This window comes from Bradyrhizobium sp. (genome assembly GCF_030654605.1).
Lineage (GTDB): Bacteria > Pseudomonadota > Alphaproteobacteria > Rhizobiales > Xanthobacteraceae > Bradyrhizobium.
This window is the reverse complement of sequence record NZ_JAURXB010000066.1, coordinates 19,286-40,333: the sequence shown is the minus strand read 5'-3', so window position 1 is coordinate 40,333 and position 21,048 is coordinate 19,286. Positions and strand designations below refer to the sequence as shown.

Sequence of the window (21,048 nt, the reverse complement as noted above, 5' to 3'; positions counted from 1 at the left end):
CTACGGCCGGGATGCCTGCGATTGCTACATGTCGGCGAGTTCGCCGACATGGTCGGCGATTGCCAGCGATGATGTCAGCCCCGGCGACTCAATCCCGAACAGATTGATCAGTCCGGCGACGCCATGCTCCCGTGGCCCCTGAATCAGGAAATCCTGCACGGCCACCGCCGGCGGCACGATCTTCGGCCGAATTCCGGAATAGCTCGGCATCAACGCGCCGTCCGGCAGCGTCGGCCAGTAGCGCCGGATTGCCGGATAAAATCGTTCCGCCCGCGCCGGATCGACCGCGTAGTCGATGGCATCGATCCATTCCACGTCGGGGCCGAACCGGGCCTGTCCCGCCATGTCGAGGGTGAGATGGACGCCGAGCCCGCCGGGTTCGGGCACCGGGTAGATCAGCCGTGAGAACGGCGCCCGCGCGCTGCAGCTGAAATAGTTTCCCTTGGCGAGATAGGCCGGCGGGATCAGTTCGATCGGCATGCCATCGATGCTGCGCGCGACTGCGGACGCGGCGAGCCCCGCGGCGTTGATCACAAGCCGGCATGCCAGCGTCGTCGGCGCCTCGCCGCCGGCGTCGAGTTCGATTTCCTCCGCGCTTGCCCTGGCGCGCAGCAGCGGGGTGTGGAAGGCGAAGGCCGCGCCGCTCGCCTCGGCATCGCCGCGCAGCGCCAGCATGAAGGCGTGGCTGTCGACGATGCCGGTGGAGGGCGAGTGCAGGGCGGCGTCGCAGTTCAAGGCCGGCTCCAGTTGCCGCGCGGCTTCGCCCGAAAGGGCCTGCAGATCGAGCACGCCATTGGCTTCGGCATGCGCCCGGATCGATTGCAGCTTTTCGGTTTCCTTGGGGTTAGTGGCGACGATCAGCTTGCCGCAATTGCGGTGCGGAATGCCGTGCTCCCGGCAGTATTCATAGAGCGCCTGCTTGCCACTGACGCACATCCGCGCCATCAGGCTGCCGGCCTTGTAATAGATGCCGGCGTGGATCACCTCGCTGTTGCGAGAGGATGTGACGGTGCCGATGCCTTCGGCCGCCTCCAGCACGACCACCTCGCGTCCCGCCCGTGCGAGCCGCCGTGCGATCGCAAGACCGATCACCCCCGCACCGATAACGACGCACTCTACCTTGTCCATTCGAGGGTTCTGGTCCCGTGGGATTGTGTGGCCATTCGACCTAGGGTGCGCCGTTGTGGAATACCGCGCGTCCCGGATCAACCGCACTCACGCATGATCGCCAGCTTTCGGGCACGATGTTCACAGGAAGCCGTTGAATTCGTTCCGGAACGCTTTCCGAACGGCTTCTTGTTAGGGAAGCGTTAATCATGTCAGGGCAATTGCCGTAATTTGAGACACATTTTTGGGTTGCAAGGGTACGTGTTTACCTGATCCAAACCCGTCAAGCCCGACACTCCGGCCACAAATCCGCGGGTGACTGATGGCTGACAAGAATTGGCAGGCTGGCGGCAAGAGCTTGTTTCCCGCGCAGGTTGTCGTCTGCGTGGTCGCCACCGTTACGCCGTTCGGCGCGGCCTCGGCCGTATCCAGTAACTTTTCGGCGCGGGATTATATCGGCTCGGCCGATCCCGGCATGATCTGGCAAATGCTGATCGGCGGCATCGTCATCGCGTCATTTCTCGCCGCAGTCGCGCTGTGGGTGCACTCGGCGCTGCGCAAGGTCAAGCGCACACAGTTGCGCAGAAACGCCTTCGTCAGTTCCGCCCTGAATAACCTCAGTCAGGGCGTGGTGATGACGGATGCGCAGAGGCGAGTCGTATTCTGTAACGATCGCTATCTCGAGATTTACGGCCTGACGCGTTCGGATGTCCCGAAATACATGACCGGGCCGGAACTGCTGGAAATGCGGCGCCGCAACGGCCTGATCAAGCTCAGCGACGAGGAATTCCGGGCCAGGGCCTCCACTCCGGAAGGTCTCGTGACCGAGTTGCCTGACGGGCGATCGGTCGTGACCAGACAGTTTCCGCTGCCGAACGGCGGCTCGGTGGCGACGCATGAGGATTGCAGCGAGCAGCGCAAGCTGTCGCGGCAGCTTGCTTCGACCAAGCAATTCCTGGAATCGGTGCTCGACAATGTGCCGGTATGCGTGGCCGCCAAGAATATCGACGACGGCCGCTACATCTTCGCCAATCGCGCATTCGAACGCTTTTCCCGTTTTTCCCGCGACCACATCGTCGGCAAGCGCGCCGACGAGATCTTCCGCCCCGAGACGACGGCAAGCATCGAGGCAGCGGATCAGGCCGCGCTCAGCTCGCCCGATGGCCAGTTCCGCAACGAGTTCGTGGTCGAGCGTGGCGCCAAGAAGCGCGTCCTCTCGAGCGTCCGGGTGGTCGCCCGCGACGAGCAGAACCGGCCGGAATTCCTGATCGCCTTGTTCGACGATGTCACCGATCGCCGGTCGCTGTCCAAGGAGCTCGAGAACACCAAGAAATTCCTCGAGCTGGTGGTCGACAACATTCCGGTGTCGCTGATCGTCGAACGCGTCAGCGACGGCCGATATCTGCTGGCCAATCGCAGCGCCGAGACCATCCTCAACCGTCGGCGCGAGGACGCCACCGGCCTCACGGCCGCGGATATCTTCAATCCGCGCGAAGCCAAGCTGATCATCGCCCGCGATGAAGCCGCGATCAAGAAGCGCGGCCTGCTCGCCGAGGAACACCCGATCTCCACCAAGGACGGCCTGCGGCTGTTCCTGACGCGCCGCATGACGGTGCTCGACGATGCCGGCGAGCCGCAATACCTGATCAAGACCCATGAGGATGTCACCGACCGCCGCCAGACCGAGTCGCGGATGGCGCATATGGCGTATCATGACGGCCTGACGGACCTGCCGAACCGCGCTGCCTTCCTGCAGGCGCTGGCGCAGATGATCGAGGCCTGCGGAGGCACCGACGAGGAATTCGCGGTGCTGTCGGTCGACCTCGACGGCCTGAAGGAAATCAACGACGTGTTCGGCCATGCGGTCGGCGACAAACTGCTGATCGAAGTGGCGCACCGGATCCAGCACTCGGCGCGCGGCGGGGTCGTGGCCCGGCTGTCCGGCGACGAGTTCGGAATGATCATCGACGGCAAGCAGCCGGTCGCAGGCGTGTTGCTGGCCGAGCAATTGGCCGAGGCGCTTTCCAGCGAATTCCTGATCGACGGCAAATCGGTCCGCACCGGCTGCACCACCGGCATCTCGGTATTTCCGCACAACGGCTCCGACGCCGCCTCCCTGCTGGCCAATGCCGGCGCGGCGCTGTTCCGCGCCAAGGCGAAATCGCGCGGTTCGATCAGCATCTATGAACCCGAGATGGACCAGCAGATCCGGGATCGCCGGGTGCTGCACCAGGATCTCTCGCTGGCGATCAGGAACGGCGAGCTCTCGCTGCATTATCAGCCGCAGGCGATGGCGCATCCGACCATCGCCGGCAGCAAGATCATCGGCTTCGAGGCGCTGGCGCGGTGGATGCATCCGGTGCGCGGCTTCGTTCCGCCCGGTGATTTCATCCCGCTCGCCGAAGAGAGCGGCCTGATCGTCGAGATGGGCGAATGGATCCTGCGCGAAGCCTGCCGCGAGGCGGCCTCCTGGCCGCTGCCGCTGCAGATCGCGGTCAACCTGTCGCCGGCCCAGTTCATGCACGGCGACGTGGTCGGGCTCGTGCACTCGATCCTGATCGAAACCGGCCTCGCGCCTGATAGGCTCGAGCTGGAAATCACCGAGGGCGTGCTGATCGAGGATTTCGATCGCGGCCTGGCGTTGCTGCGTCGGCTGAAGGCGCTCGGCGTGCGCATCTCGATGGACGATTTCGGCAGCGGCTATTCCTCGCTGAGCTATCTGCAGGCGTTTCCGTTCGACAAGATCAAGATCGACCGCGCCTTCGTCGTCAATCTCGGACGCAACCCGCAGTCGGCGTCGATCGTGCGCGCCGTCATCGGCCTCGGCCACGGCCTCGAAATGTCGATCGTGGCCGAGGGCGTGGAAACCCAGGAACAGCTCGTCTTCCTCGCGGATGCAGGCTGCGACGCAGTGCAGGGCTATTTCCTCGGCAAGCCGCTGCCGATCGGGCAATACGGCGCGCTGGTCGGCCGCAACCCCAGTGATACGATGGAGCCCGCGCGCAAGACCGGCTAAAGGTCCTGCATGGCGGATTACGATCTAGCTGTTATCGGCGGGGGCCTCAACGGCGTCAGCATCGCGCGCGACGCCGCCGGACGCGGCCTGCGCGTGATCCTGCTGGAGCAGGGCGATCTCGGCGCCGGCGCATCGCAGGCCTCGCCGCGGCTGATCCACGGCGATCTCCAGGTGCTGGAGCGCAGGGGGTTGTTTCGCGTCCGCGCGGCGCTCAGGGAGCGCGACATCTGGCTGCGCACCGCGCCGCATCTGGTGCGTCCGATGCGTTTTGTCATTCCCGCAAATTCCGACGAGCGTCAGCCCTGGGTACTCAGGTCGTGGCTGTTGCTGTATGACCGCCTCGCCTCGCGCCCACGGCTGCCGGCGTCGGCCACCATCGATATCACCCACCATCCGGTCGGCAATGCGCTGAAGCGGCCGATCGGCGTTGCCTTCGAATATTCCGACTGCGTGGTCGACGATTCCCGGCTGGTGGTTCTCACGGCCGTCGATGCCACCGAGCGCGGCGCCGACATCCGCACCGGCGCGCGCTGCGTCCGCGCCGACCGGCTCGACAGCTGGCGGCTGGTGGTGATCGATCGCGGCCACCGCCGGGTGGTCACGGCCCGCGCGCTGGCCAACGCGTCGGGCGCCTGGAGCGCGTCGGTCGCGGAAACCGTGTTGCGCATGAAGCCGCCCGAATTCGGCGCGGTCCAGATCAGCCAGATCGTGGTCAGGCGCCTGTTCGATACCGACAACGTCTATGTATTCCAGAACAGCGACCGGCGGCTGATTTTCGCCAGCCCCTACGAGCGCGATTTCACGCTGATCGGGACCGTCGGCCACGCCTTCAAGGGCGATCCCGCGGCGGTGTCGATGACATCGGGCGATGTCGGCTATCTCTGTGACGCGGCCAACCGCTATTTCCGCGAGCGGATCGAGCTGGTCGACGTGATCAGGACGGTGTCCGGTGCCAATCTGGTGGCTGGCCCCGCCGCGCGGGATGGCGCGATGGCGTTCGACCGGACGCGCGGCAAGGCGCCATTGCTGACGGTCTTCGGCGGCGACGTCACCACCGCGCGGCTGCGCGCGGAGCGGGCGCTCGACCGGCTCACGCCGTTCTATCCGATGTCGCCGCGCTGGACCGCTCACACGTCGCTGCCGGGCGGCGACTTCGCGTGGGAACGGTTTGAGGACGAGGTCGACGCGGCCGTCGCGCGCTGGCGGTTTCTTTCGGAACCTCAGGCGCGGCGCCTGGTCGCCGCCTATGGCACGCGCCTGGCGGCCATCCTGGGCGACGCCAGGGACCGCGCCGACCTCGGGCCGGCCTTCGGGCCGGAACTGACCGGCGCGGAGGTGCGCCATCTCATGACCATGGAATGGGCGCGTTTTCCCGACGACATTCTGTGGCGGCGCTCGAAACTCGGTTTGACCATGAAGCCAGAGGACCGCGATGCGCTGGCGGCGTTCATGGCGGCGGCGACCTAGGTAAGAGTCGATTGCGTGTATCAAGCAGTGGTGTCGTAGGATGGGGCCGGCAGGTGCGAGCAACACAAAATCTGTCGTCCCGGACAAGCGAGCATCGCGAGCGCCGATCCGGGACCCATACGCCGCGGCCTATCGATAGAGCGATGGCATCGAGACCTTCTTCGAACAACAGACGACCGGGATTATGGGTCCCTGCGTTCGCAGGGACGACGAAAGTGATACGCGCCGCTCGCGTTTTTTTGCAGCAGTCTCGATTGGGCAAAGCCCCCGGCGCGCGAATGCGCGCCCGATGACAGGCTTCACAGGCCGTGCTTGGTCCAGGTCGAGCGAACTTGGGCGTCGCTGGCGAATTCGCCGCGAACCGAGGCGTCCTTCGAAGCGGCGACTGCGGCCCGTTCATCTGCCGAAAGGGTGACTGGCTGCGCTTCCTGCAGCCAGGCTTGATCGCGTCCCGACGGCCGGCGGTGCAGCCGCCCGGATATCATTCGCGCGGCCTTGTCGCCCTGTCCGTCGCGCAGGCATGCGACGATAAAAGTGTCTTCCCACAATTCGCGCTGGGCATGGCTGCCGCCGATCCTTACCAGTTCGGGCATCAATGGTTCGAGGATGCGGACGGCGCCCCCGTGATCGCCTTCGGCGAAAGCCAGGACGCCGCGACAGAGGCCGATCGCGGCTGGACCCGGGGCGAGCTTGCCGGTGGCCGCGCGCGCTTCCATTTGCGCGAGCCTTGCCTGCAAGCCCTCGCGGTTCGTTGTCGAAGCCACCAGCGCATAGTGTACGTCGCCGAAATGGGCGCCGGCCTGCGGGAAGAATCGTTCGCCATAGGCGGCGACTTCGCGCCAGTGCGGCTCCAGCCCCGAGATGCCGGCGAGCGACAGCCGCCACAGCAGCGACGCCGTATCGGTGAACACGTTCAGCGGCGGATATGGCGAGCCGGTCGGCCTGATCTGCCGCTGGTATATATCAAGGGCTGCGTCGGGATCGCCGGCTTCGATCGCCGTCAGGGCGACGTGCCAGCACAGATGCCCGTGCAGGAAGCTGCCTTTTTCATGCGTCGTCAACCAGGACGACAGGAACTGGCGGCCGGTTTCCGCTTCGCCCTGTTCGAACAGCGCATGGGACAGCCCGTGCGCCGCGTTGGCGTTGGCGGGCCGCATCGGGAAAGCCCGTTCGGTCAGCGCGCGGCCGATGCCGGCGTTGCCCGCTTCGGTGTGCGACCAGCCGAGATAGGTCAGGAACCACCAGTCCTCCCCGTAATGGCTGGCGTGACGCTGGCAGATCGCGAGTTTGGCGGCGTCGTGGTCGGCGCGTCCGGAGAAGGCGTAGAGACCGAAGGCGCCGAGCAGCAGCGACAGGATCAGGGCATCGCGCGGATATTCCTCGAGATGCTGCTCGGCGCCGGATAACGCCGCCATCGGCTGCCCCTCGATGGTAGCGGCCATGATCTCGACATGCCGTTGCTCGCGCGGACTGGCCGAGGCCATGAGCAGCCTCGCCTGCGCCGCCTTGGCGCGCGCCTCGGCAATTTCCATGTTCATCTGGTGGATGCGCGCCCGCGCCACATAGGGCAAGGCAAAGCCGGGATCCTCGGCAATGGCGCGGTCGAAGGCGTCGCCGGCGCCGTTCCAGGCCGACAGCATGCAGTCGACGCCGTCGCGATAGAGCGCCGCGGCGCGGTCCGATGCCGTCGTCAGCGGCAGGTCGTATTTGTCCCGGTTCATGTTTCGCTTCCGCTCGAAGGGGTGGATGGTGGTGCCGGCGTCGGTCATCTTACAGCAGGGTTGAGCCTTTGCCGATCCACCGCTAGCGTGCAGTCACGATTCCGCCGGCGGGGAACATGACTGACGAACCAGCGACATCCGAACCGCCATTGGAAGTGGTGGCGGAGCCGGCGAGGCCCGCGCCTCCGGCCGAGGCCGCCGACATTCCGCTGCTGCGTATCGAGGCGGTGGTGAAGCAGTTCGGCGGGTTTCGCGCGGTGGACCGGCTGTCGCTCGACATCCGGGCGGGAGAATTTTTCGCGCTACTCGGCCCGTCGGGCTGCGGCAAGACCACGCTGCTGCGGATGCTCGCCGGCTTCGAGACGCCGGACGAGGGCAGGATCCTGCTCGACGGCTGGGACATCGCGCCATTGCTGCCGCATGAGCGGCCGGTCAACATGATGTTCCAGAACTACGCGCTGTTTCCGCATCTTTCGGTGCGCGACAATATCGCGTTCGGATTGAAGCGCGCGGGCATGCCGGCTGCCGACATCCGCACGCGCGTCGCCGAGATGATAGCCCTGGTAAAACTCGAGGGCCTCGAGAAGCGCAAGCCCGACCAGCTCTCCGGCGGTCAGAAGCAGCGCGTGGCGCTGGCGCGCGCGCTGGCGCGGCGCCCGCGGATCCTGCTGCTGGACGAGCCGCTGGCGGCACTCGACAAGAAGCTGCGCGAGAGCACGCAAGCCGAACTGATGGCGCTGCAGCGGCGCCTCGGCACCACCTTCATCATCGTCACCCACGACCAGGACGAGGCGATGACGATGGCTGATAGAATCGGCGTGATGGACAGGGGACGTCTCGAACAGGTGGCGACGCCGCGCCAGCTCTACGAAGCGCCGGCGTCGCGCTGGATCGCGGAGTTCGTCGGCGACATCAATCTGTTCGAGGGCGAGGTCGCCTCCCGCGAGGCCGGACGCCTGGTAATTGCGACGCGGGACGCGGGATCCATCGTGGTCGCAGCACCGCTGCAGCCGATCAATAAGGACGTGGTCGCGGTCGCGATCCGTCCCGAAAAGGTAAAACTGTCGCGCCGGGGTCCTGCTTCCGACGACGCCGACCATGCGCATGCCATCAACCGGCTGGAGGGCGTCGTCACCGATGTCGGCTATCTCGGCGGTCTCACCACCTACAAGGTGAAGCTCGACTCCGGCGCGGAGCTGCGCTCGTCGATGGCCAATACCGCGCGGATCGATATCGACGCCTACAGCCCGACCCACCGCGTGGTGGCCTGGTTCACGCCCGACGACTGCCTGGTGCTGGAACAATGAGCGCGCGGCGCATCTTCGCTGGCCCCGCGCGCCTTGCCGCGATCGCGCCCTGTTTGTGGATGGTGCTGTTCTTCCTGGTGCCGTTCGGCTTCGTGCTGAAGATCAGCCTGTCGCAGACCGCGGTGGCGCAGCCACCCTATCTGCCGGTGTTCGACTTCACGCAGGGGCTTGCGGCGATCAAGGCCGCCTTCGCCGTGCTGTCGCTGGACAATTACAGGCTGCTGGTCTCCGACAATCTCTACATCCTGTCCTGTCTGCGCAGCCTCGTCGTCGCCGCCGTTTCGACCGCGATCCTGCTTCTGATCGGCTATCCCGTCGCCTACGCCATGGCCCGGCTGCCGCAGCGCTGGCAGGGCATCGCCATGATGCTGGTGATCGTGCCGTTCTGGACCTCGTTCCTGATCCGGATCTACGCCTGGATCAACATCCTGCAGCACGACGGCCTGCTCAACCAGGTCCTGCTCGCGCTGCATATCGTCTCGGCTCCGGTGGTGTGGCTCTCGACCGACAGCGCGATGTATCTCGGCATCGTCTACTCCTATCTGCCGTTCATGATCCTGCCGCTCTATGCCTCGCTGGCGAAAATGGACCCGGCGCTCTCGGAGGCCGCCAGTGATCTCGGCGCATCGCCGCAGCAGACGTTCTGGCTGGTGACGTTTCCGCTTTCCTTGCCGGGCGTCGTCGCCGGCGCCTTGCTCTGCTTCATTCCGATTCTTGGCGAGTTCGTGATCCCCGACCTGTTGGCGGGCTCGGATTCGATGATGATCGGCCAGACCCTGTGGCTGGAATTCTTCACCAACAAGGACTGGCCGGTGGCCTCCGCGGTGGCGGTGGTGTTGCTGGTGCTGTTGGTGGCGCCGCTGGCGTTGTACGACCGGCTGCAGCGCCGCCAGCTGGAGGCCGCGCGATGACGGCGCGCCCGCGGAGCCGGATGTCCCGCTTCAACGTCAGCGCGCTGGTGCTCGGTCTCGCATTTCTCTATCTGCCGATCGCCATCCTCGTGATCTATTCGTTCAACGCCTCAAAGCTGGTGACGGTGTGGGGCGGCTGGTCGCTGCGCTGGTACGCCGAATTCTTCAACGACCGCGCCATGCTGGATGCGGCCTGGATGAGTTTGCGAGTGGCGGCGGTGTCCGCGTCGCTGGCGACGCTGCTCGGCACGCTCGCAGCCACGGCACTTTCGCGCGGCGAACGCTTCAAGGGCCGCACCCTGTTCTCCGGCATGCTCTATGCGCCGCTGGTGATGCCGGAAGTCATCACCGGGCTGTCGTTGCTGCTGCTGTTCGTGGCGCTCAATGCCGAGCGCGGCTTCTGGACCGTCACGATCGCGCACACCACGCTGACGATGTGTTTTGTCACGGTCGTGGTGCAGGCGCGGCTGGGCAAGCTCGACCGCAGCCTGGAGGAGGCGGCGATGGATCTCGGCTGCGATCCGCTGCGGGCATTCGTGAGCGTGACGCTGCCGCTGATCCTGCCCTCGATCGTGGCGGGCTGGATGCTGGCGTTCACGCTGTCGCTCGACGATGTGGTGATTGCGAGCTTTACCACCGGCCCCGGCTCGGCGACGCTGCCGATCCGGATCTATTCGGAGGTGCGGCTCGGGGTGAGGCCGCAAATCAACGCCATCTGCACGCTGGTGCTGGGATTGATCACGGTGGTGATCGTGGCGGCGTCGTTCGCGACGAAGCTGACCAGCGCGCGCGGCGAGGGCGCGGCGCCCCTGTAGTTCTACGGTGTTGCCCTTGCCTTGAGCGTGAGCAAAATTGACCGCTGGCCGCCACCATGCCGTCAACGGCCGGACATGATCTCGTTACAGGATCACGGCACATGTCCGACATGCGGCGCGTTGCCGTGCTATTTGTTCCCGCGTCCAACAAGGCCGATCACATGGCAGCACCCGTTGCGAAGGCCTCGCCTGACAGGACGGACGCCCCGTCGCGCACCTGCGACAAATGCGGCGCGGACATGACGCATCTCAGCGATCTTCAACCCATCATCGGCAGCGCCGCCATGCGGATCTTCCGCTGCTACGCCTGCAACCACGTGGTCTCCGAGGAGAGGTGAGGGGAACGCGGCATGCTTCCGCGCGCCGTACCGCGTCAGGCTGCCGATAGCCGCACCTGAAACTTGCTGCCGGTGGCCTCGGCGTAACGCAGCAGTGTCTTGGTGCTCGGCAGCGAGTGTCCATTTTTCAGCCGGGCGATGGTGGATTGGCTGGTGCCCATCCGTTCCGCGAGTTCGGCCTGGGACAGACCCGCGCGCAACCGGGCCCTGAGCAATTCGGCCGCAATCTCGAACTCCGGCGCGAGCGCGTCATACTCGGCCTTGACCCTGGGGTTTGCGAGCAGGCGGGCTTTCAGCTTTTCGAACGGGATGGTCATGTGATCTCCTTTGCGCGCCGGAGCGCGAGTTCGATTTCGGCACGCGGCGTTTTTTGCGTTTTCTTGGCGAATGCCTTGACCACGACGACCCTGCGGCCTATCGCCGTGACATAGAGCGCGCGGGCAATTCCGTCGCGGCCGGTCAGGGGAACGCGCCGACCACTGGCGGCATTGCGGGCCACGTTGCGCTAATCCGCCTTACGCAAGCTCAGCCCGTCAGTTCGCCTTCGGCGCATCTGCCGGCACCCCCGCCGGCGCCGCCGCATCCGGCGCCGCCGCAGGCCGCCCGCCCGTAATCCGTTCCAGCACCGAACGCACCGCATCCCTTGTCTTGCGGTCCTTGACCGCGTCGAGCAGCGGGGCTGCGCCCGGCGAGCGGCGGAGCAGGCTTTCCGGATCCGGGAAGATCAGGGGATCGTCCCATGGGCCCTGCACCACGAACGGCAGTTCGAAGCCGGCGGCGGCGTTCGGCGCCGATACCAGGCTGGCGATGCCCTTCATGTCGTATTCGCGCATCGGCACCGAGGCGGTGCCGGTCAGGGTCAGGCGCGCGGAGGGTCCCTCGACGCGGATGTCCTCGGCGGTGGCGATGCCGTCGCTGAATTTCAGCGCGATGGTCAGCGTGTCGTAGGGCGTCGAGCCCGCGCGGAAATTGCCGGCGCCGGATAGCGGCCGGCGCTCCAGCCGCTTCAGCAACTGCTCGGCATTGAAGCCGGAGATCGCGCCGTTCTGGCCGGTGAGGATGGCGCTGCCGTCGAGCGACTGGGCGAGGCCGAAGGGGCTGGCACCGGAGGCGACCAGCGAGACGTTGAGATTGCCGCGGCCGGACAGTTTGGTGATGCCGAACAATTCGCTGGCGCAGGCCTGCAGGTCGACGTCGGTGAACTGGAACTGGGCCTTGATGTCGGCGACGGTGTCGGAGCGCGCGATCCCGAACGAGCCCCGGGCGATGCCGCCATACATCTGCGCCTCGCCGACGCTGAGCGCCAGCGCGCCGCTGCGCAAATTGGCGCCGAACGCGGTGCGGCCGAGTTTCGACGAGCCGACCGTCACCTTGGCCGCCGACAGCCGCATGTCGAGGTCGGTAGTGGTGAGCGCGTTGAGGTCGAACAGCTGCCGGTTCCAGTCGCGCGCGCCGGAGGCGAGCAGGCGGAAGGTGGAGATGTAGGGCGTGAAGTCGAGATTGCCCGCGGCCAGCGTCGCCTGCAGCGTCTGGCGGCCGGCATTGGAATAGGTCATCACGCCCTCGGCGACATTGCCGTCGAGTTCGACATTGACGTTGGTCAGCGCGATCGACGGCCCGACCACATTGGCGCGGGCCTTCAGCGCGAAGCGGCCGAACCCGCCGGTGCCCGGCGGCGGCTGGCCGGCCCAGCGCAGGGCGTTGCGCAAGCTGGGGCTGTCGACCGTGACGGTGCCCTCCATCATCAGGCTGGTGCGGTTGGCGACGGTGCCGTCGAACGCCAGTTTCAAGGGCGGGCTGGCCAGCCGCGCCTTCAGGCCGGAGCGTTCGCCGGAAAGGGCTGCGACGAAGTCGCTGGTGCTGATCGAGGCGTCGACCCGTTCGCCGCGCCAGTCGAATTGCCCGGTTGCCGCGAAGGAACGCGAGATCGACGGCCACGCCAGCGACAGATCGATATCTCCGATGGTCTCGGCGACGCGGTTGGCGGCATCCCGATAGGTGAGCAGGCCGTCCTGGATGCGGATTTCGGAGAATGACAGCGGGTTCTCGGCGCCGGGCTGCACGGTGCGCGCGATGGTATCGATGAACGGCGTCCAGTTGCTCTCGCCATTGCCGTCGCGGACGACGCGGATATGCGGGCGCAGCATCATGACGTCCGATATCTCGAACCGCCGCAGCAACAGCGGCAGCAGGCGCAAATTCGCGGTCAGGACATCGACCGACAGCGCGGGGTCGGCGGTGGCGCCGCCCTTCAGGCCGACGTCATGAAACGAGACGTAGCTGCCGGGAAACACCGAGACGTCGATCCGGCCGTTGACCACCAGATCGAGGCCGGTCACGGCGCGGATCTGGGCCTCCACCGCCTGACGCAGGGCGTCGCGGTTGAGAAACCAGGAAGTTCCGATCAGGCCGATCAGCACCACGCCGAAAAATGCGGCAACCGGCATGCCGAGGCGCTTCATTCGTTGGGCCACCGTCAATGACATATCCAAGTCTTGTTAGAACCCAAGTTCTAAGCCCAAGTTCTAAGCCCAAGTCCTAAGCCCAAGGTCCGCTAAACCCAAGGTCCGCTAATCCCAAGTCCGCTAATCCCAAGTCTGGTTGAACTCAAGGCCGGCCAGGCTGATGTCGGGTTGATGTCGTCGGGCCGCTGTCGAGATAAGCCCGGGCGGCAGGCCAACCCCCACAACTTGATAGGTTTTCTTGACGCTTTCAAGGCCGTCCCGACGCCCCAAAGCCGGCCCGGCCGGGGCAAATGCCCCGTCATTGACGCATTGCGAAGAATTCGCCTAATAATCACGGTCAATCCGGGCCGCCAGTGCCCAGGCCGCCAGCGCCCTTCCTCCCATCAGGTCGTATTCCATGAACAAGGTCTACCCCGACGCCAAATCGGCACTCGAAGGCATTCTAAGGGACGGCATGATGATCATGTCCGGCGGCTTCGGCCTGTGCGGCATCGCCGAGGCCCTGTCGGACGCGATCCGCGACTCCGGCGTCAAGAACCTGACCGTGGTCTCCAACAATGCCGGCGTCGACGGCATCGGATTGAGCCGGCTGCTCGAAACCCGGCAGATCAGGAAGATGATCTCGTCCTATGTCGGCGAGAACAAGCTGTTCGCCCAGCAGTACCTCGCCGGCGAGCTGGAACTCGAATTCGCGCCGCAGGGCACGCTGGCCGAGCGCATCCGCGCCGGCGGCGCCGGCATTCCGGCGTTCTACACCAAGACCGGCGTCGGCACCCTGATCGCCGAAGGCAAGGAAGAGAAGATTTTCGACGGCGAGAAATACATCATGGAGCGCGGCCTGTTCGGCGACGTCGCCATCGTCCACGCCTGGAAAGGCGATACCGCGGGCAATCTGGTCTACCGCAAGACTGCGCGCAATTTTAACCCGATGATGGCGACCGCGGCGAAGATCACGGTGGCCGAGGTCGAGCACCTTGTCCCCGCCGGGGAGATCGATCCCGACCACATCCATACCCCCGGCGTCTTCGTCAAGCGCATCATCGAAGTCGGCAATGCCAACAAGCGGATCGAGCAACGCACCACGCGCAAGCGTGACGCTGCTGCCGCCGCAACCTGAGAGGAATTCCGATGGCCTGGACCCGCGAACAAATGGCTGCCCGCGCCGCCAAGGAACTGCGCGACGGCTTCTACGTCAATCTCGGCATCGGCATTCCGACGCTGGTGTCGAATTACATTCCCGACGGCGTCGACGTGGTGCTGCAGAGCGAGAATGGCATGCTCGGGATGGGGCCGTTTCCCTATGAGGGCGAGGAAGACCCGGATCTGATCAACGCCGGCAAGCAGACCGTCACCGAACTGCCCTCGACCAGCTATTTCTCGTCGGCGGATTCCTTCGGCATGGTGCGCGGCGGCCATATCGATCTCTCGATCCTCGGCGCGATGCAGGTGGCGCAGAACGGCGACCTCGCCAACTGGATGATCCCCGGCAAGATGGTCAAGGGCATGGGCGGCGCGATGGACCTGGTCGCCGGCGTCAAGCGCGTCGTGGTGGTGATGGAACATTCCGCCAAGGACGGCCCGAAACTGCTGAAGACCTGCAACTTGCCGCTGACCGGCGAGAAGGTGGTCGACATGGTGGTGACGGATCTCGCGGTATTCACCATCGACAAGCACGGCAAGGACGGCATGGCGCTGATCGAACTCGCCGACGGCGTCACGCTCGACGAAGTGAAGGCGAAGACCGAAGCCGAATTCCGCGTCGCGCTGAAGAACGCGTGAGCGCAGGCAAATAGTCATCGTCGTCCCGGACCAGTGAGCGCCAGCGAACGCTGATCCGGGACCCATACGCCGTGCCCTCTCGTTAGAGCGTCGGAGTTAGAGACCTTCTTCAAACTACAGACGACCGGGGTTATGGGTCCCGGATCGGCGCTCGCCTTGCTCGCTTGTCCGGGACGACGGAAGAGCGAGCGCTCGTATTGAGCTCGCGGCCCCTTTATCGGTCCACCGGCATTCCCGGACCCAGATGGTAGCGGCTGGAAAAGAACACCAGGGGCAGGGTGTCGCTGTAATCGCAGGTCGATACTTCGGCGATGAACAGCGTGTGGTCGTTGACATCGACGGATCGGATCAATTCGCAGGCAAAGAACGCGACGCAGCCGGGCAGCCTCGGTAGTCCCTGCACGATCTCGCAAGCTGCGACGGCATCGGCGGCAGGCCGGCCGGCGAAATGCCGCGACAAGTGCTTGCCGTCTTCCGGCAGCACGTTGACGCCATAGCGGGCCGCCGCTGAGATCGCATCATGCATCCGTCCCGGCTTGACCGAAACCAGCACGGTCGGCGGCGCCAGGCTGATGCTGACAAAACTGTTGGCGGTCATGCCGCAGACCTCGCCGCGCCGGTCCAGCGCGGTCAGCACCGCAACCCCCGTCACAAAGCGCGAGGCGGCCTGTCGGAACGCGACCGGGTCGACGCGCTGCATGTCGTGCTCCTCACGCGCTCGCCCGCATCGGCTCGGCCGCCGGCGCCGACTTGCGCTCGATCCAGGCGTGGATTCGTTCCGCCGAACAGATGCGGTCCCACTGCTGGTCCGGATAATTGAAGTTCTCGGTGAATTCGTCGGCCAGCGCCTGGTTCTGGCTCATCGTGCCGATCAGCATCCCCAGCGCCTCGGAGGGCGGCTGCAGCATGATGTTGGTCCAGCGCGCCGCCGCCAGCACGCGATCCTGCCGTTTCAGATCCACCTTTTCGCAGAACCGCGCGTCGAGCACGTCTGACTTGACGATTTCCTCGCCGAGCACGAAAGCCGCGTAGGAGGCCACGTTGGCGCCCTGTCCCATCATCGGGTCGACCACCGAATGCAGGTCGCCGAGCGCGATGGCGCATTTGCCGCCATCGAACTCGACCACGGTGTTGCGGACGGTCGGCACCACGCCGCCCTGCAGCAGGTCCAAGGGCTGCGCGAGGTCGAAGCGCGCGGTGTCGATGCGATGGTAGGTGGTCGGATGATGCTTCTCGAGCTTGCCGAGCAGGACCTGCAGGAAATGCTTGGGATTGGCGTCATAGCTCAGCGTCGCCAGTTCCTCCATGTCGCCGCCGGGGATGTTCTCCATCAACAGCGCGGTGGCGACGCCGTCGAAGCTGATGGTGGGAATCACGATCATCTCGCCGTGGCCCGGTGAAACCGACAGCGTCACGTTCATCGGATCGGGCTGGCTGACGCCGGTATAGAGACCGACGCACAGCCGTCGCTGCGGCTGCGAATAGGGCGTGTGCTCCGGCCGGTAACTGAACAGCTGGCCGAGCGCGCCCTTGCCGGTGGCGACCACCAAAAGATCGAAGCGGCTGACCAGCGCCGCGATATCGCCCTGTTCGATCTGGCGGTACTCGATCGCGCCGCCGCGATCGAGGAAATCCTTCATCAGCGCCGGCAGATAGATCCGGTAATCGACGGCGCGGCTGGCCTTCGAAAAATCGCCGCGAAAGCCGAGCGGCTGCGGAAAATTGAAGAAATGGTCGTGGTAGTAATAGTGCTGCTTCGGATCGGTCCAGTGATTGACGCCGAGATAATCCTCGCGCGCGATCGTCACATGGTGGTGGGCGACCGTATTGATGAGGCGGCTGCCGCGGTAATCCTCTGGTCTGCGGTCGGTGATCAGCGTGGCGGCGACGCCGTGCTTCTGCAGATAAAGCGCCAGATGCAGGCCGGCGATCCCGGCGCCGACGATTCCGATGTGACGTCTCATGAGCGGCCTCCCTTCGAGCGGTGCGGGAGTTGTTCTCCCCCCTGCGATTTGCTGCGCGCAGCCTAACCAGCAACTTGTCCGAAGAATACGGAATGGATAGGATATGATTTATTCCTGTTGGGAATGATCGGGATGGACCGCATCGACTGCCTGCGTGCCTTTGTCCGCTGCCTGGAGGGCGGCAGCTTCTCAGTCGCCGCCAGCGAACTCGGCATCGGCCAACCGGCCGTGAGCAAGCGCATCGCGCTGCTCGAAAGCGAATTCGGCACGCAGCTGTTTTTCCGCACCACGCGAAAACTGCGGCCGACCCCGGAAGGCCACCGCATCTACGATCTGGCGCGCCAGATCCTGGCGAGCTTCGACCAGGCGCGGGTCAACATCGAGGAAAATTCGCTGCGGCCGAGCGGTACGCTGCGGGTCAGCGTGCCCTCATCGTTCGGCCGGCGCTATCTGATGCCGGTGATTGCCGAATATGTCCGCGCCTATCCGGGCGTTCGGCTCGACCTGCGTTTCAGCGAGCGTTTCGTCAATTTGGTGGAGGAGGGCGTCGAACTGGCGCTGCGGATCGGAAAACTGGAGTCGAGCACGCTGGTGGCCCGGCGGCTGGGTACGGTGCAGCGCTATCTGGTCGCGACGCCGGGCTATCTGGGCGGACGTGCGATACCGCGCACGCCCGAGGATCTCGACGCGCACCAATGCATCGTCTATTCGCGGCTGTCGTCCGCCAGCGAATGGATCTTCGAATCCGAGCACGGTCGCCACGTCGCCTCGATCAACGGGCCGCTTCTGGTCGACGATGCCGATGCGATGCAGGAAGCCGTGATGCAGCATCTCGGCATCGCCATCCTGCCCGAATGGTGTGCGGTCGCCGGCCTCCGCAGCGGTCAGTTCAAGAACCTCCTGCCCGATTTTTCGATCGCCGCCCTGCCGCTGCATGCCGTCTATCCCGAGACGCACTGGATGTCGCTCCGGGCACGGAGTTTTCTCGATCTGCTGATCAAGCGCTCGGGGCAATTCTCGACGCCGTGAGCGGCTGGCCTCGGCCGAAGAAATTTGCGATGCGCAGGTAATTGACTCATCGTCGTCCCGGACAAGTGAGCGCCAGCGAACGCCGATCCGGGACCCCAGCGTGAGCGCAATTGCGCTCATCGCGGCGCCGCAGCCTCTCGTTGGCGCGCCGGAGTTAGAGACCTTCTTCAAACAACAGGCGACCGGGATTATGGGTCCCGGATCGGCGCTCGCGTTGCTCGCTTGTCCGGGACGACAGATCGGTTAGATCGAAACCTACGCCGGGCCGCTCGGCATGTCGGAAAACCGGGTCAGCCAGGCCACCGGGCCGATGCTGGCGGCGACGATCAGCAAGGCGGCCAGTGCGCCGTCTTCGAAGCTGCCGCGGCTGGCGAACTGGTAGATCGAGGTTGCCAGCGTGTCGACGTTGAGCGGCCGCAGCAGCAGCGTCGCCGGCAATTCCTTCAGGCAATCCACGAACACGATGATGACGGCGCCCAGCATCGCCGGCCGCAGCAGCGGCAGATGAATTTTCCGCAACGTCGTCGCCTGTCCCGCGCCGGCGGCAAGTGCGCTGTCGTCATAATCGCGTGGAATCCGCTCGAACCCGGCCTTGATCATCCCGGTCGGCACCGCCAGAAACCGGATCACATAGGCGATGACAACGGCAGCGCCCGAGCCGATCAGGATCAATCCCGGCAATGAGCGCCCCAGCCAGCCGGCCACCGCATTCAACCCGTTGTCGATCGCCAGCACCGGCGTCAGCAGGCCGAGCGCCAGCACCAGGCCGGGCAGTGCGTAGCCGGTCTGCGAGATGTTCATGGCGATGAACCTCACCGGATTGGGCCGCCAGCGCCAGGCCAGAATGGTGGCAAAGCCCAGCGTGAGCGCGATCAGCGTGGCAAGGGTTGCGAACGCAATCGAATTGAAGGCGTCGCGTCCCAGCGCCATGTCGAAATTCGCGAGCAGGCTGCGGCCAAAACTCTGCTGCAGCAGGAACAGCACCGGCACGACGAAGCCGAGCAGCACCGGCAACAGGCACGCCGCGAAGGCGGCTCCGCCCCTGATGCCGTTCAGCCGGGTTCGCGGCGTCAGCCGCGGACTTTCGGCGGAAAACTCCGCCGTCGTATTGCGGCGGCCGTAGCGCTCGACCGCGATCAGGACGGCAACGATCGCCAGCATGAAGCAGGAAAGCTGGGCGGCGCCTGCGAGGCTGCCGCGATTGAGCCAGGTGGTAAAGATCGATACCGTCAGGGTCCGGACGCCGAGATATTCGCTGGCGCCGATGTCGTTCAGGGTTTCCAGCGATACCAGCGCCACTCCGACCGCCAGCGCCGGCCGCGCCATCGGCAGCGAGACGCGCCAGAACACGGTCCAGCGTTTGGCGCCGAGGGTTCTGGCCGCCTCTGCGAATTCGGCGCTCTGGAACTGGAACATGGTCCGCGCGGAAAGATAGACGTAAGGGTAGAGCACGAGGCCGATGACGACGATCGCGCCCGGCATCGAGCGCAAATTGGGAAGCACGCCGACCAGGTCGCGCAGCGGAAACCAGATCGCCAGCGTGCGATGGACCAGCCCCAGCGGCTCGAACAAATCGGCGTAGACGTAGGCGGCGAGATAAGTCGGAATCGCCAGCGGCAGCGGCATCAGCCACACCAGCAACGCGCGGCCGCGAAAATCATGCAGCGAGATCAGCCACGCGGTGCCGGCGCCGATCGAGAGCGCCAGGGCGCCGACGCCGCCCAGCAGCAGCGCGGTATCGATCATGGCCCGCGGCAACACGTAGGCCATCAGATCCTGCCACAAATCAGGCGCAGGATGCATCGCAAGCGAGATAATCGAGATCACGGGTGCGGCGACCAGGATCGCGGTCGCCACCGCGACAGCCGCCGCGACCCGTCCTGTGGGCGTGGCGCGGTTCACGCCAGGTCGCTGGTCAAGCAAGCATGCGACCGCTTCCCTCCGCGCCGAGGCGAGCGGGAAGCAGGCCGCAATTGGGTGAGCTCAATTGTCAAAACCGACCTTGTCCACCAGCGTCGAGGCTGCTTTGCGGTTGGCGGCGATCTTCGCGATCGGCAGCGAATCGGCGTTTAGCTTGCCGTAGCCCGCGATGGTCGGATTGATGGCGACGCCGGCGCGGACCGGATACTCGTAGTTCTGGTCGGCATACATCTGCTGCGCCTTCTCGCCGGCCAGCCATTCGATCAGCTTGACGCCGTTGGCCCGGTGGGGGGCGTGTTTGGCCAGCAGCACGCCGGAAAGATTGACGTGGGTGCCGCCGCCCTGAAAGGTCGGCAGCACGACGCGGGTCGCTTCCGCCCACGGCTTCTTGTCGGGATCCTTGTTCATCATCAGCGCCCAGTAATAGGTGTTGCCGATGCCGATATCGCATTTGCCGGCGGCGACGTCACGCGCGGCCTCGCGATCCCCGCCGGAGGGTTTCTGCGCGAGATTGGCTTTCACGCCGCGCAGCCATTCCTCGGCCTTGGCCTCGCCGTGCCTGGCGACATAGGCAGCGAACAGTCCGTTGTTGTAGATGTGCTGGCCGGAGCGGATGCAGATCTTGCCCTTCCACTTGGGATCGGCGAGTTCCTCATAGCTGATGGCTTCCTGCTTGACGCGGTCCTTCGAGGCATAGATCACGCGCGCGCGCATGGAAATGCCGGCCCAGTGACCGTCGGGATCGCGATACTGCGCCGGCACGATCTTGTCGATCGCCTCCGATTTGATCGGCTGCGTCACCCCGGCCTGCACGGCTTCGTCGATGCGGCCGATGTCGACCGTCAGCAGCACGTCGGCGGGGCTGTTGGCGCCCTCGGCCTTGATGCGCTGCTCGAGTCCGGAACTGGCCGACACGATGTTGACCTTGACGCCGGTATCGGCGGTGAAGGCGTCGAACAGCGGCTGGATCAGCTTGGTCTCGCGGTAGGTATAGACGTTGACCTCACCGTTGTCGGCGGATGCCGTCGTGACACCGGACGAGGTCAGGCAAAGCAACGCTGCGGTTGCGGTGAAGAGGCGAAAATTCATCATGAGAACTGCTCCGGCGGCGACGATGACGATGCCGGTTTCAAGTAGCGCAGCAGGTGCGGTGCTGTCCGCGACTCGATGCCGCGAAAGTGCCGATTTAGAGGGATTCCACGGTTCGAT

18 protein-coding genes are annotated in these 21,048 nt (G+C 65.3%); 9 read left to right on the top strand and 9 right to left on the bottom strand.

Features of this window, described 5'->3' with window-relative positions:
- Positions 1–24: 24 nt before the first annotated feature.
- Positions 25–1,152, bottom strand: coding sequence for an NAD(P)/FAD-dependent oxidoreductase (locus Q7U29_RS06105; RefSeq protein WP_370691704.1), 1,128 nt, complete (start codon positions 1,150–1,152; stop codon positions 25–27).
- A 277-nt stretch (positions 1,153–1,429) separates the two neighbouring features.
- Here Q7U29_RS06105 and Q7U29_RS06100 point away from each other — a divergent pair, with 277 nt between their 5' ends.
- Both Q7U29_RS06100 and Q7U29_RS06095 read left to right on the top strand, forming a co-directional pair.
- The gene (locus Q7U29_RS06100) at positions 1,430–4,123 is read left to right on the top strand and encodes an EAL domain-containing protein (protein WP_304739525.1); all 2,694 of its coding nucleotides are present in this window, start codon (positions 1,430–1,432) and stop codon (positions 4,121–4,123) included.
- Between the two features lie 9 nt (positions 4,124–4,132).
- Positions 4,133–5,590, top strand: a complete 1,458-nt coding sequence (locus tag Q7U29_RS06095) for a glycerol-3-phosphate dehydrogenase (protein ID WP_304739524.1) — start codon at positions 4,133–4,135, stop codon at positions 5,588–5,590.
- Between the two features lie 299 nt (positions 5,591–5,889).
- Here the strand turns inward: Q7U29_RS06095 and Q7U29_RS06090 are convergent, their stop codons facing one another.
- Positions 5,890–7,311: a tetratricopeptide repeat protein gene (locus Q7U29_RS06090; RefSeq protein WP_304739522.1), complete on the bottom strand. Its 1,422-nt coding sequence runs from the start codon at positions 7,309–7,311 to the stop codon at positions 5,890–5,892.
- 116 nt (positions 7,312–7,427) lie between these two features.
- Between Q7U29_RS06090 and Q7U29_RS06085 the strand changes: the two genes are divergently transcribed.
- The 4 genes from Q7U29_RS06085 (at position 7,428) to Q7U29_RS06070 (ending at position 10,682) form a co-directional block, all read left to right on the top strand.
- A complete protein-coding gene (locus Q7U29_RS06085) occupies positions 7,428–8,618 on the top strand; it encodes an ABC transporter ATP-binding protein (RefSeq protein ID WP_304739520.1) in 1,191 nt (396 codons plus the stop codon).
- The gene (locus Q7U29_RS06080; RefSeq protein ID WP_304739518.1) at positions 8,615–9,529 is read left to right on the top strand and encodes an ABC transporter permease; all 915 of its coding nucleotides are present in this window, start codon (positions 8,615–8,617) and stop codon (positions 9,527–9,529) included. The genes Q7U29_RS06085 and Q7U29_RS06080 overlap by 4 nt, the downstream gene beginning before the upstream one ends.
- A complete protein-coding gene (locus tag Q7U29_RS06075; RefSeq protein WP_304739516.1) occupies positions 9,526–10,344 on the top strand; it encodes an ABC transporter permease in 819 nt (272 codons plus the stop codon). Before Q7U29_RS06080 ends, Q7U29_RS06075 begins: the two co-directional genes overlap by 4 nt.
- Before the next feature lie 101 nt (positions 10,345–10,445).
- Positions 10,446–10,682, top strand: a complete 237-nt coding sequence (locus Q7U29_RS06070; RefSeq protein ID WP_304739514.1) for a hypothetical protein — start codon at positions 10,446–10,448, stop codon at positions 10,680–10,682.
- Positions 10,683–10,717: 35 nt separating this feature from the next.
- On the opposite strand, the gene Q7U29_RS06065 is transcribed toward Q7U29_RS06070, so the two are convergent.
- Genes Q7U29_RS06065 through Q7U29_RS06055 form a run of 3 tightly spaced genes read right to left on the bottom strand, consistent with a single transcriptional unit; the run spans position 10,718 to position 13,168 of the window.
- Positions 10,718–10,999 (bottom strand): helix-turn-helix domain-containing protein, encoded by a 282-nt coding sequence (locus tag Q7U29_RS06065; RefSeq protein ID WP_304739513.1) that lies wholly within the window; start codon positions 10,997–10,999, stop codon positions 10,718–10,720.
- Complete coding sequence (locus tag Q7U29_RS06060) at positions 10,996–11,181, bottom strand: type II toxin-antitoxin system RelE/ParE family toxin (RefSeq protein WP_304739511.1); 186 nt, start codon at positions 11,179–11,181, stop codon at positions 10,996–10,998. The genes Q7U29_RS06065 and Q7U29_RS06060 overlap by 4 nt, the downstream gene beginning before the upstream one ends.
- Before the next feature lie 34 nt (positions 11,182–11,215).
- On the bottom strand, positions 11,216–13,168 hold the full coding sequence (locus Q7U29_RS06055) for an AsmA family protein (protein ID WP_304739509.1): 1,953 nt from the start codon (positions 13,166–13,168) through the stop codon (positions 11,216–11,218).
- A 376-nt stretch (positions 13,169–13,544) separates the two neighbouring features.
- Between Q7U29_RS06055 and Q7U29_RS06050 the strand changes: the two genes are divergently transcribed.
- Entirely contained in the window at positions 13,545–14,264 is a 720-nt protein-coding gene (locus tag Q7U29_RS06050; RefSeq protein WP_304739508.1) for a CoA transferase subunit A, read from the top strand.
- Positions 14,265–14,275: 11 nt separating this feature from the next.
- Complete coding sequence (locus Q7U29_RS06045) at positions 14,276–14,926, top strand: 3-oxoacid CoA-transferase subunit B (RefSeq protein WP_304739506.1); 651 nt, start codon at positions 14,276–14,278, stop codon at positions 14,924–14,926.
- 214 nt (positions 14,927–15,140) lie between these two features.
- Here Q7U29_RS06045 and styB read toward each other — a convergent pair whose 3' ends face one another.
- Together styB and styA are read right to left on the bottom strand one after the other, a co-directional pair.
- Positions 15,141–15,626, bottom strand: a complete 486-nt coding sequence (styB, locus tag Q7U29_RS06040) for a styrene monooxygenase NADH-dependent flavin reductase subunit StyB (protein WP_304739504.1) — start codon at positions 15,624–15,626, stop codon at positions 15,141–15,143.
- Between the two features lie 10 nt (positions 15,627–15,636).
- A complete protein-coding gene (gene styA / locus Q7U29_RS06035) occupies positions 15,637–16,890 on the bottom strand; it encodes a styrene monooxygenase subunit StyA (RefSeq protein ID WP_304739502.1) in 1,254 nt (417 codons plus the stop codon).
- Positions 16,891–17,022: 132 nt separating this feature from the next.
- On the opposite strand from styA, the gene Q7U29_RS06030 reads away from it, so the two are divergent.
- Positions 17,023–17,919: a LysR family transcriptional regulator gene (locus Q7U29_RS06030; protein ID WP_304739500.1), complete on the top strand. Its 897-nt coding sequence runs from the start codon at positions 17,023–17,025 to the stop codon at positions 17,917–17,919.
- Between the two features lie 255 nt (positions 17,920–18,174).
- Here the strand turns inward: Q7U29_RS06030 and Q7U29_RS06025 are convergent, their stop codons facing one another.
- Together Q7U29_RS06025 and Q7U29_RS06020 are read right to left on the bottom strand one after the other, a co-directional pair.
- Positions 18,175–19,821 carry an iron ABC transporter permease gene (locus Q7U29_RS06025; RefSeq protein ID WP_304739498.1) on the bottom strand — a complete coding sequence of 549 codons (1,647 nt, stop codon included), beginning with the start codon at positions 19,819–19,821 and terminating at the stop codon, positions 18,175–18,177.
- 81 nt (positions 19,822–19,902) lie between these two features.
- A complete protein-coding gene (locus Q7U29_RS06020; RefSeq protein WP_370691700.1) occupies positions 19,903–20,931 on the bottom strand; it encodes a Fe(3+) ABC transporter substrate-binding protein in 1,029 nt (342 codons plus the stop codon).
- Between the last annotated feature and the right edge of the window lie 117 nt (positions 20,932–21,048).

Coding starts and splice junctions, on each gene's coding strand:
- Q7U29_RS06070 (WP_304739514.1), top strand. CDS start 10,446: ATGTCCGACATGCGGCGCGTTGCCGTGCTATTTGTTCCCGCGTCCAAC.
- styB (WP_304739504.1), bottom strand. CDS start 15,626: ATGCAGCGCGTCGACCCGGTCGCGTTCCGACAGGCCGCCTCGCGCTTT.
- Q7U29_RS06055 (WP_304739509.1), bottom strand. CDS start 13,168: ATGTCATTGACGGTGGCCCAACGAATGAAGCGCCTCGGCATGCCGGTT.
- Q7U29_RS06090 (WP_304739522.1), bottom strand. CDS start 7,311: ATGAACCGGGACAAATACGACCTGCCGCTGACGACGGCATCGGACCGC.
- Q7U29_RS06045 (WP_304739506.1), top strand. CDS start 14,276: ATGGCCTGGACCCGCGAACAAATGGCTGCCCGCGCCGCCAAGGAACTG.
- Q7U29_RS06095 (WP_304739524.1), top strand. CDS start 4,133: ATGGCGGATTACGATCTAGCTGTTATCGGCGGGGGCCTCAACGGCGTC.
- Q7U29_RS06030 (WP_304739500.1), top strand. CDS start 17,023: ATGGACCGCATCGACTGCCTGCGTGCCTTTGTCCGCTGCCTGGAGGGC.
- Q7U29_RS06065 (WP_304739513.1), bottom strand. CDS start 10,999: ATGACCATCCCGTTCGAAAAGCTGAAAGCCCGCCTGCTCGCAAACCCC.
- Q7U29_RS06080 (WP_304739518.1), top strand. CDS start 8,615: ATGAGCGCGCGGCGCATCTTCGCTGGCCCCGCGCGCCTTGCCGCGATC.
- Q7U29_RS06050 (WP_304739508.1), top strand. CDS start 13,545: ATGAACAAGGTCTACCCCGACGCCAAATCGGCACTCGAAGGCATTCTA.
- Q7U29_RS06020 (WP_370691700.1), bottom strand. CDS start 20,931: ATGATGAATTTTCGCCTCTTCACCGCAACCGCAGCGTTGCTTTGCCTG.
- Q7U29_RS06085 (WP_304739520.1), top strand. CDS start 7,428: ATGACTGACGAACCAGCGACATCCGAACCGCCATTGGAAGTGGTGGCG.
- Q7U29_RS06075 (WP_304739516.1), top strand. CDS start 9,526: ATGACGGCGCGCCCGCGGAGCCGGATGTCCCGCTTCAACGTCAGCGCG.
- Q7U29_RS06100 (WP_304739525.1), top strand. CDS start 1,430: ATGGCTGACAAGAATTGGCAGGCTGGCGGCAAGAGCTTGTTTCCCGCG.
- styA (WP_304739502.1), bottom strand. CDS start 16,890: ATGAGACGTCACATCGGAATCGTCGGCGCCGGGATCGCCGGCCTGCAT.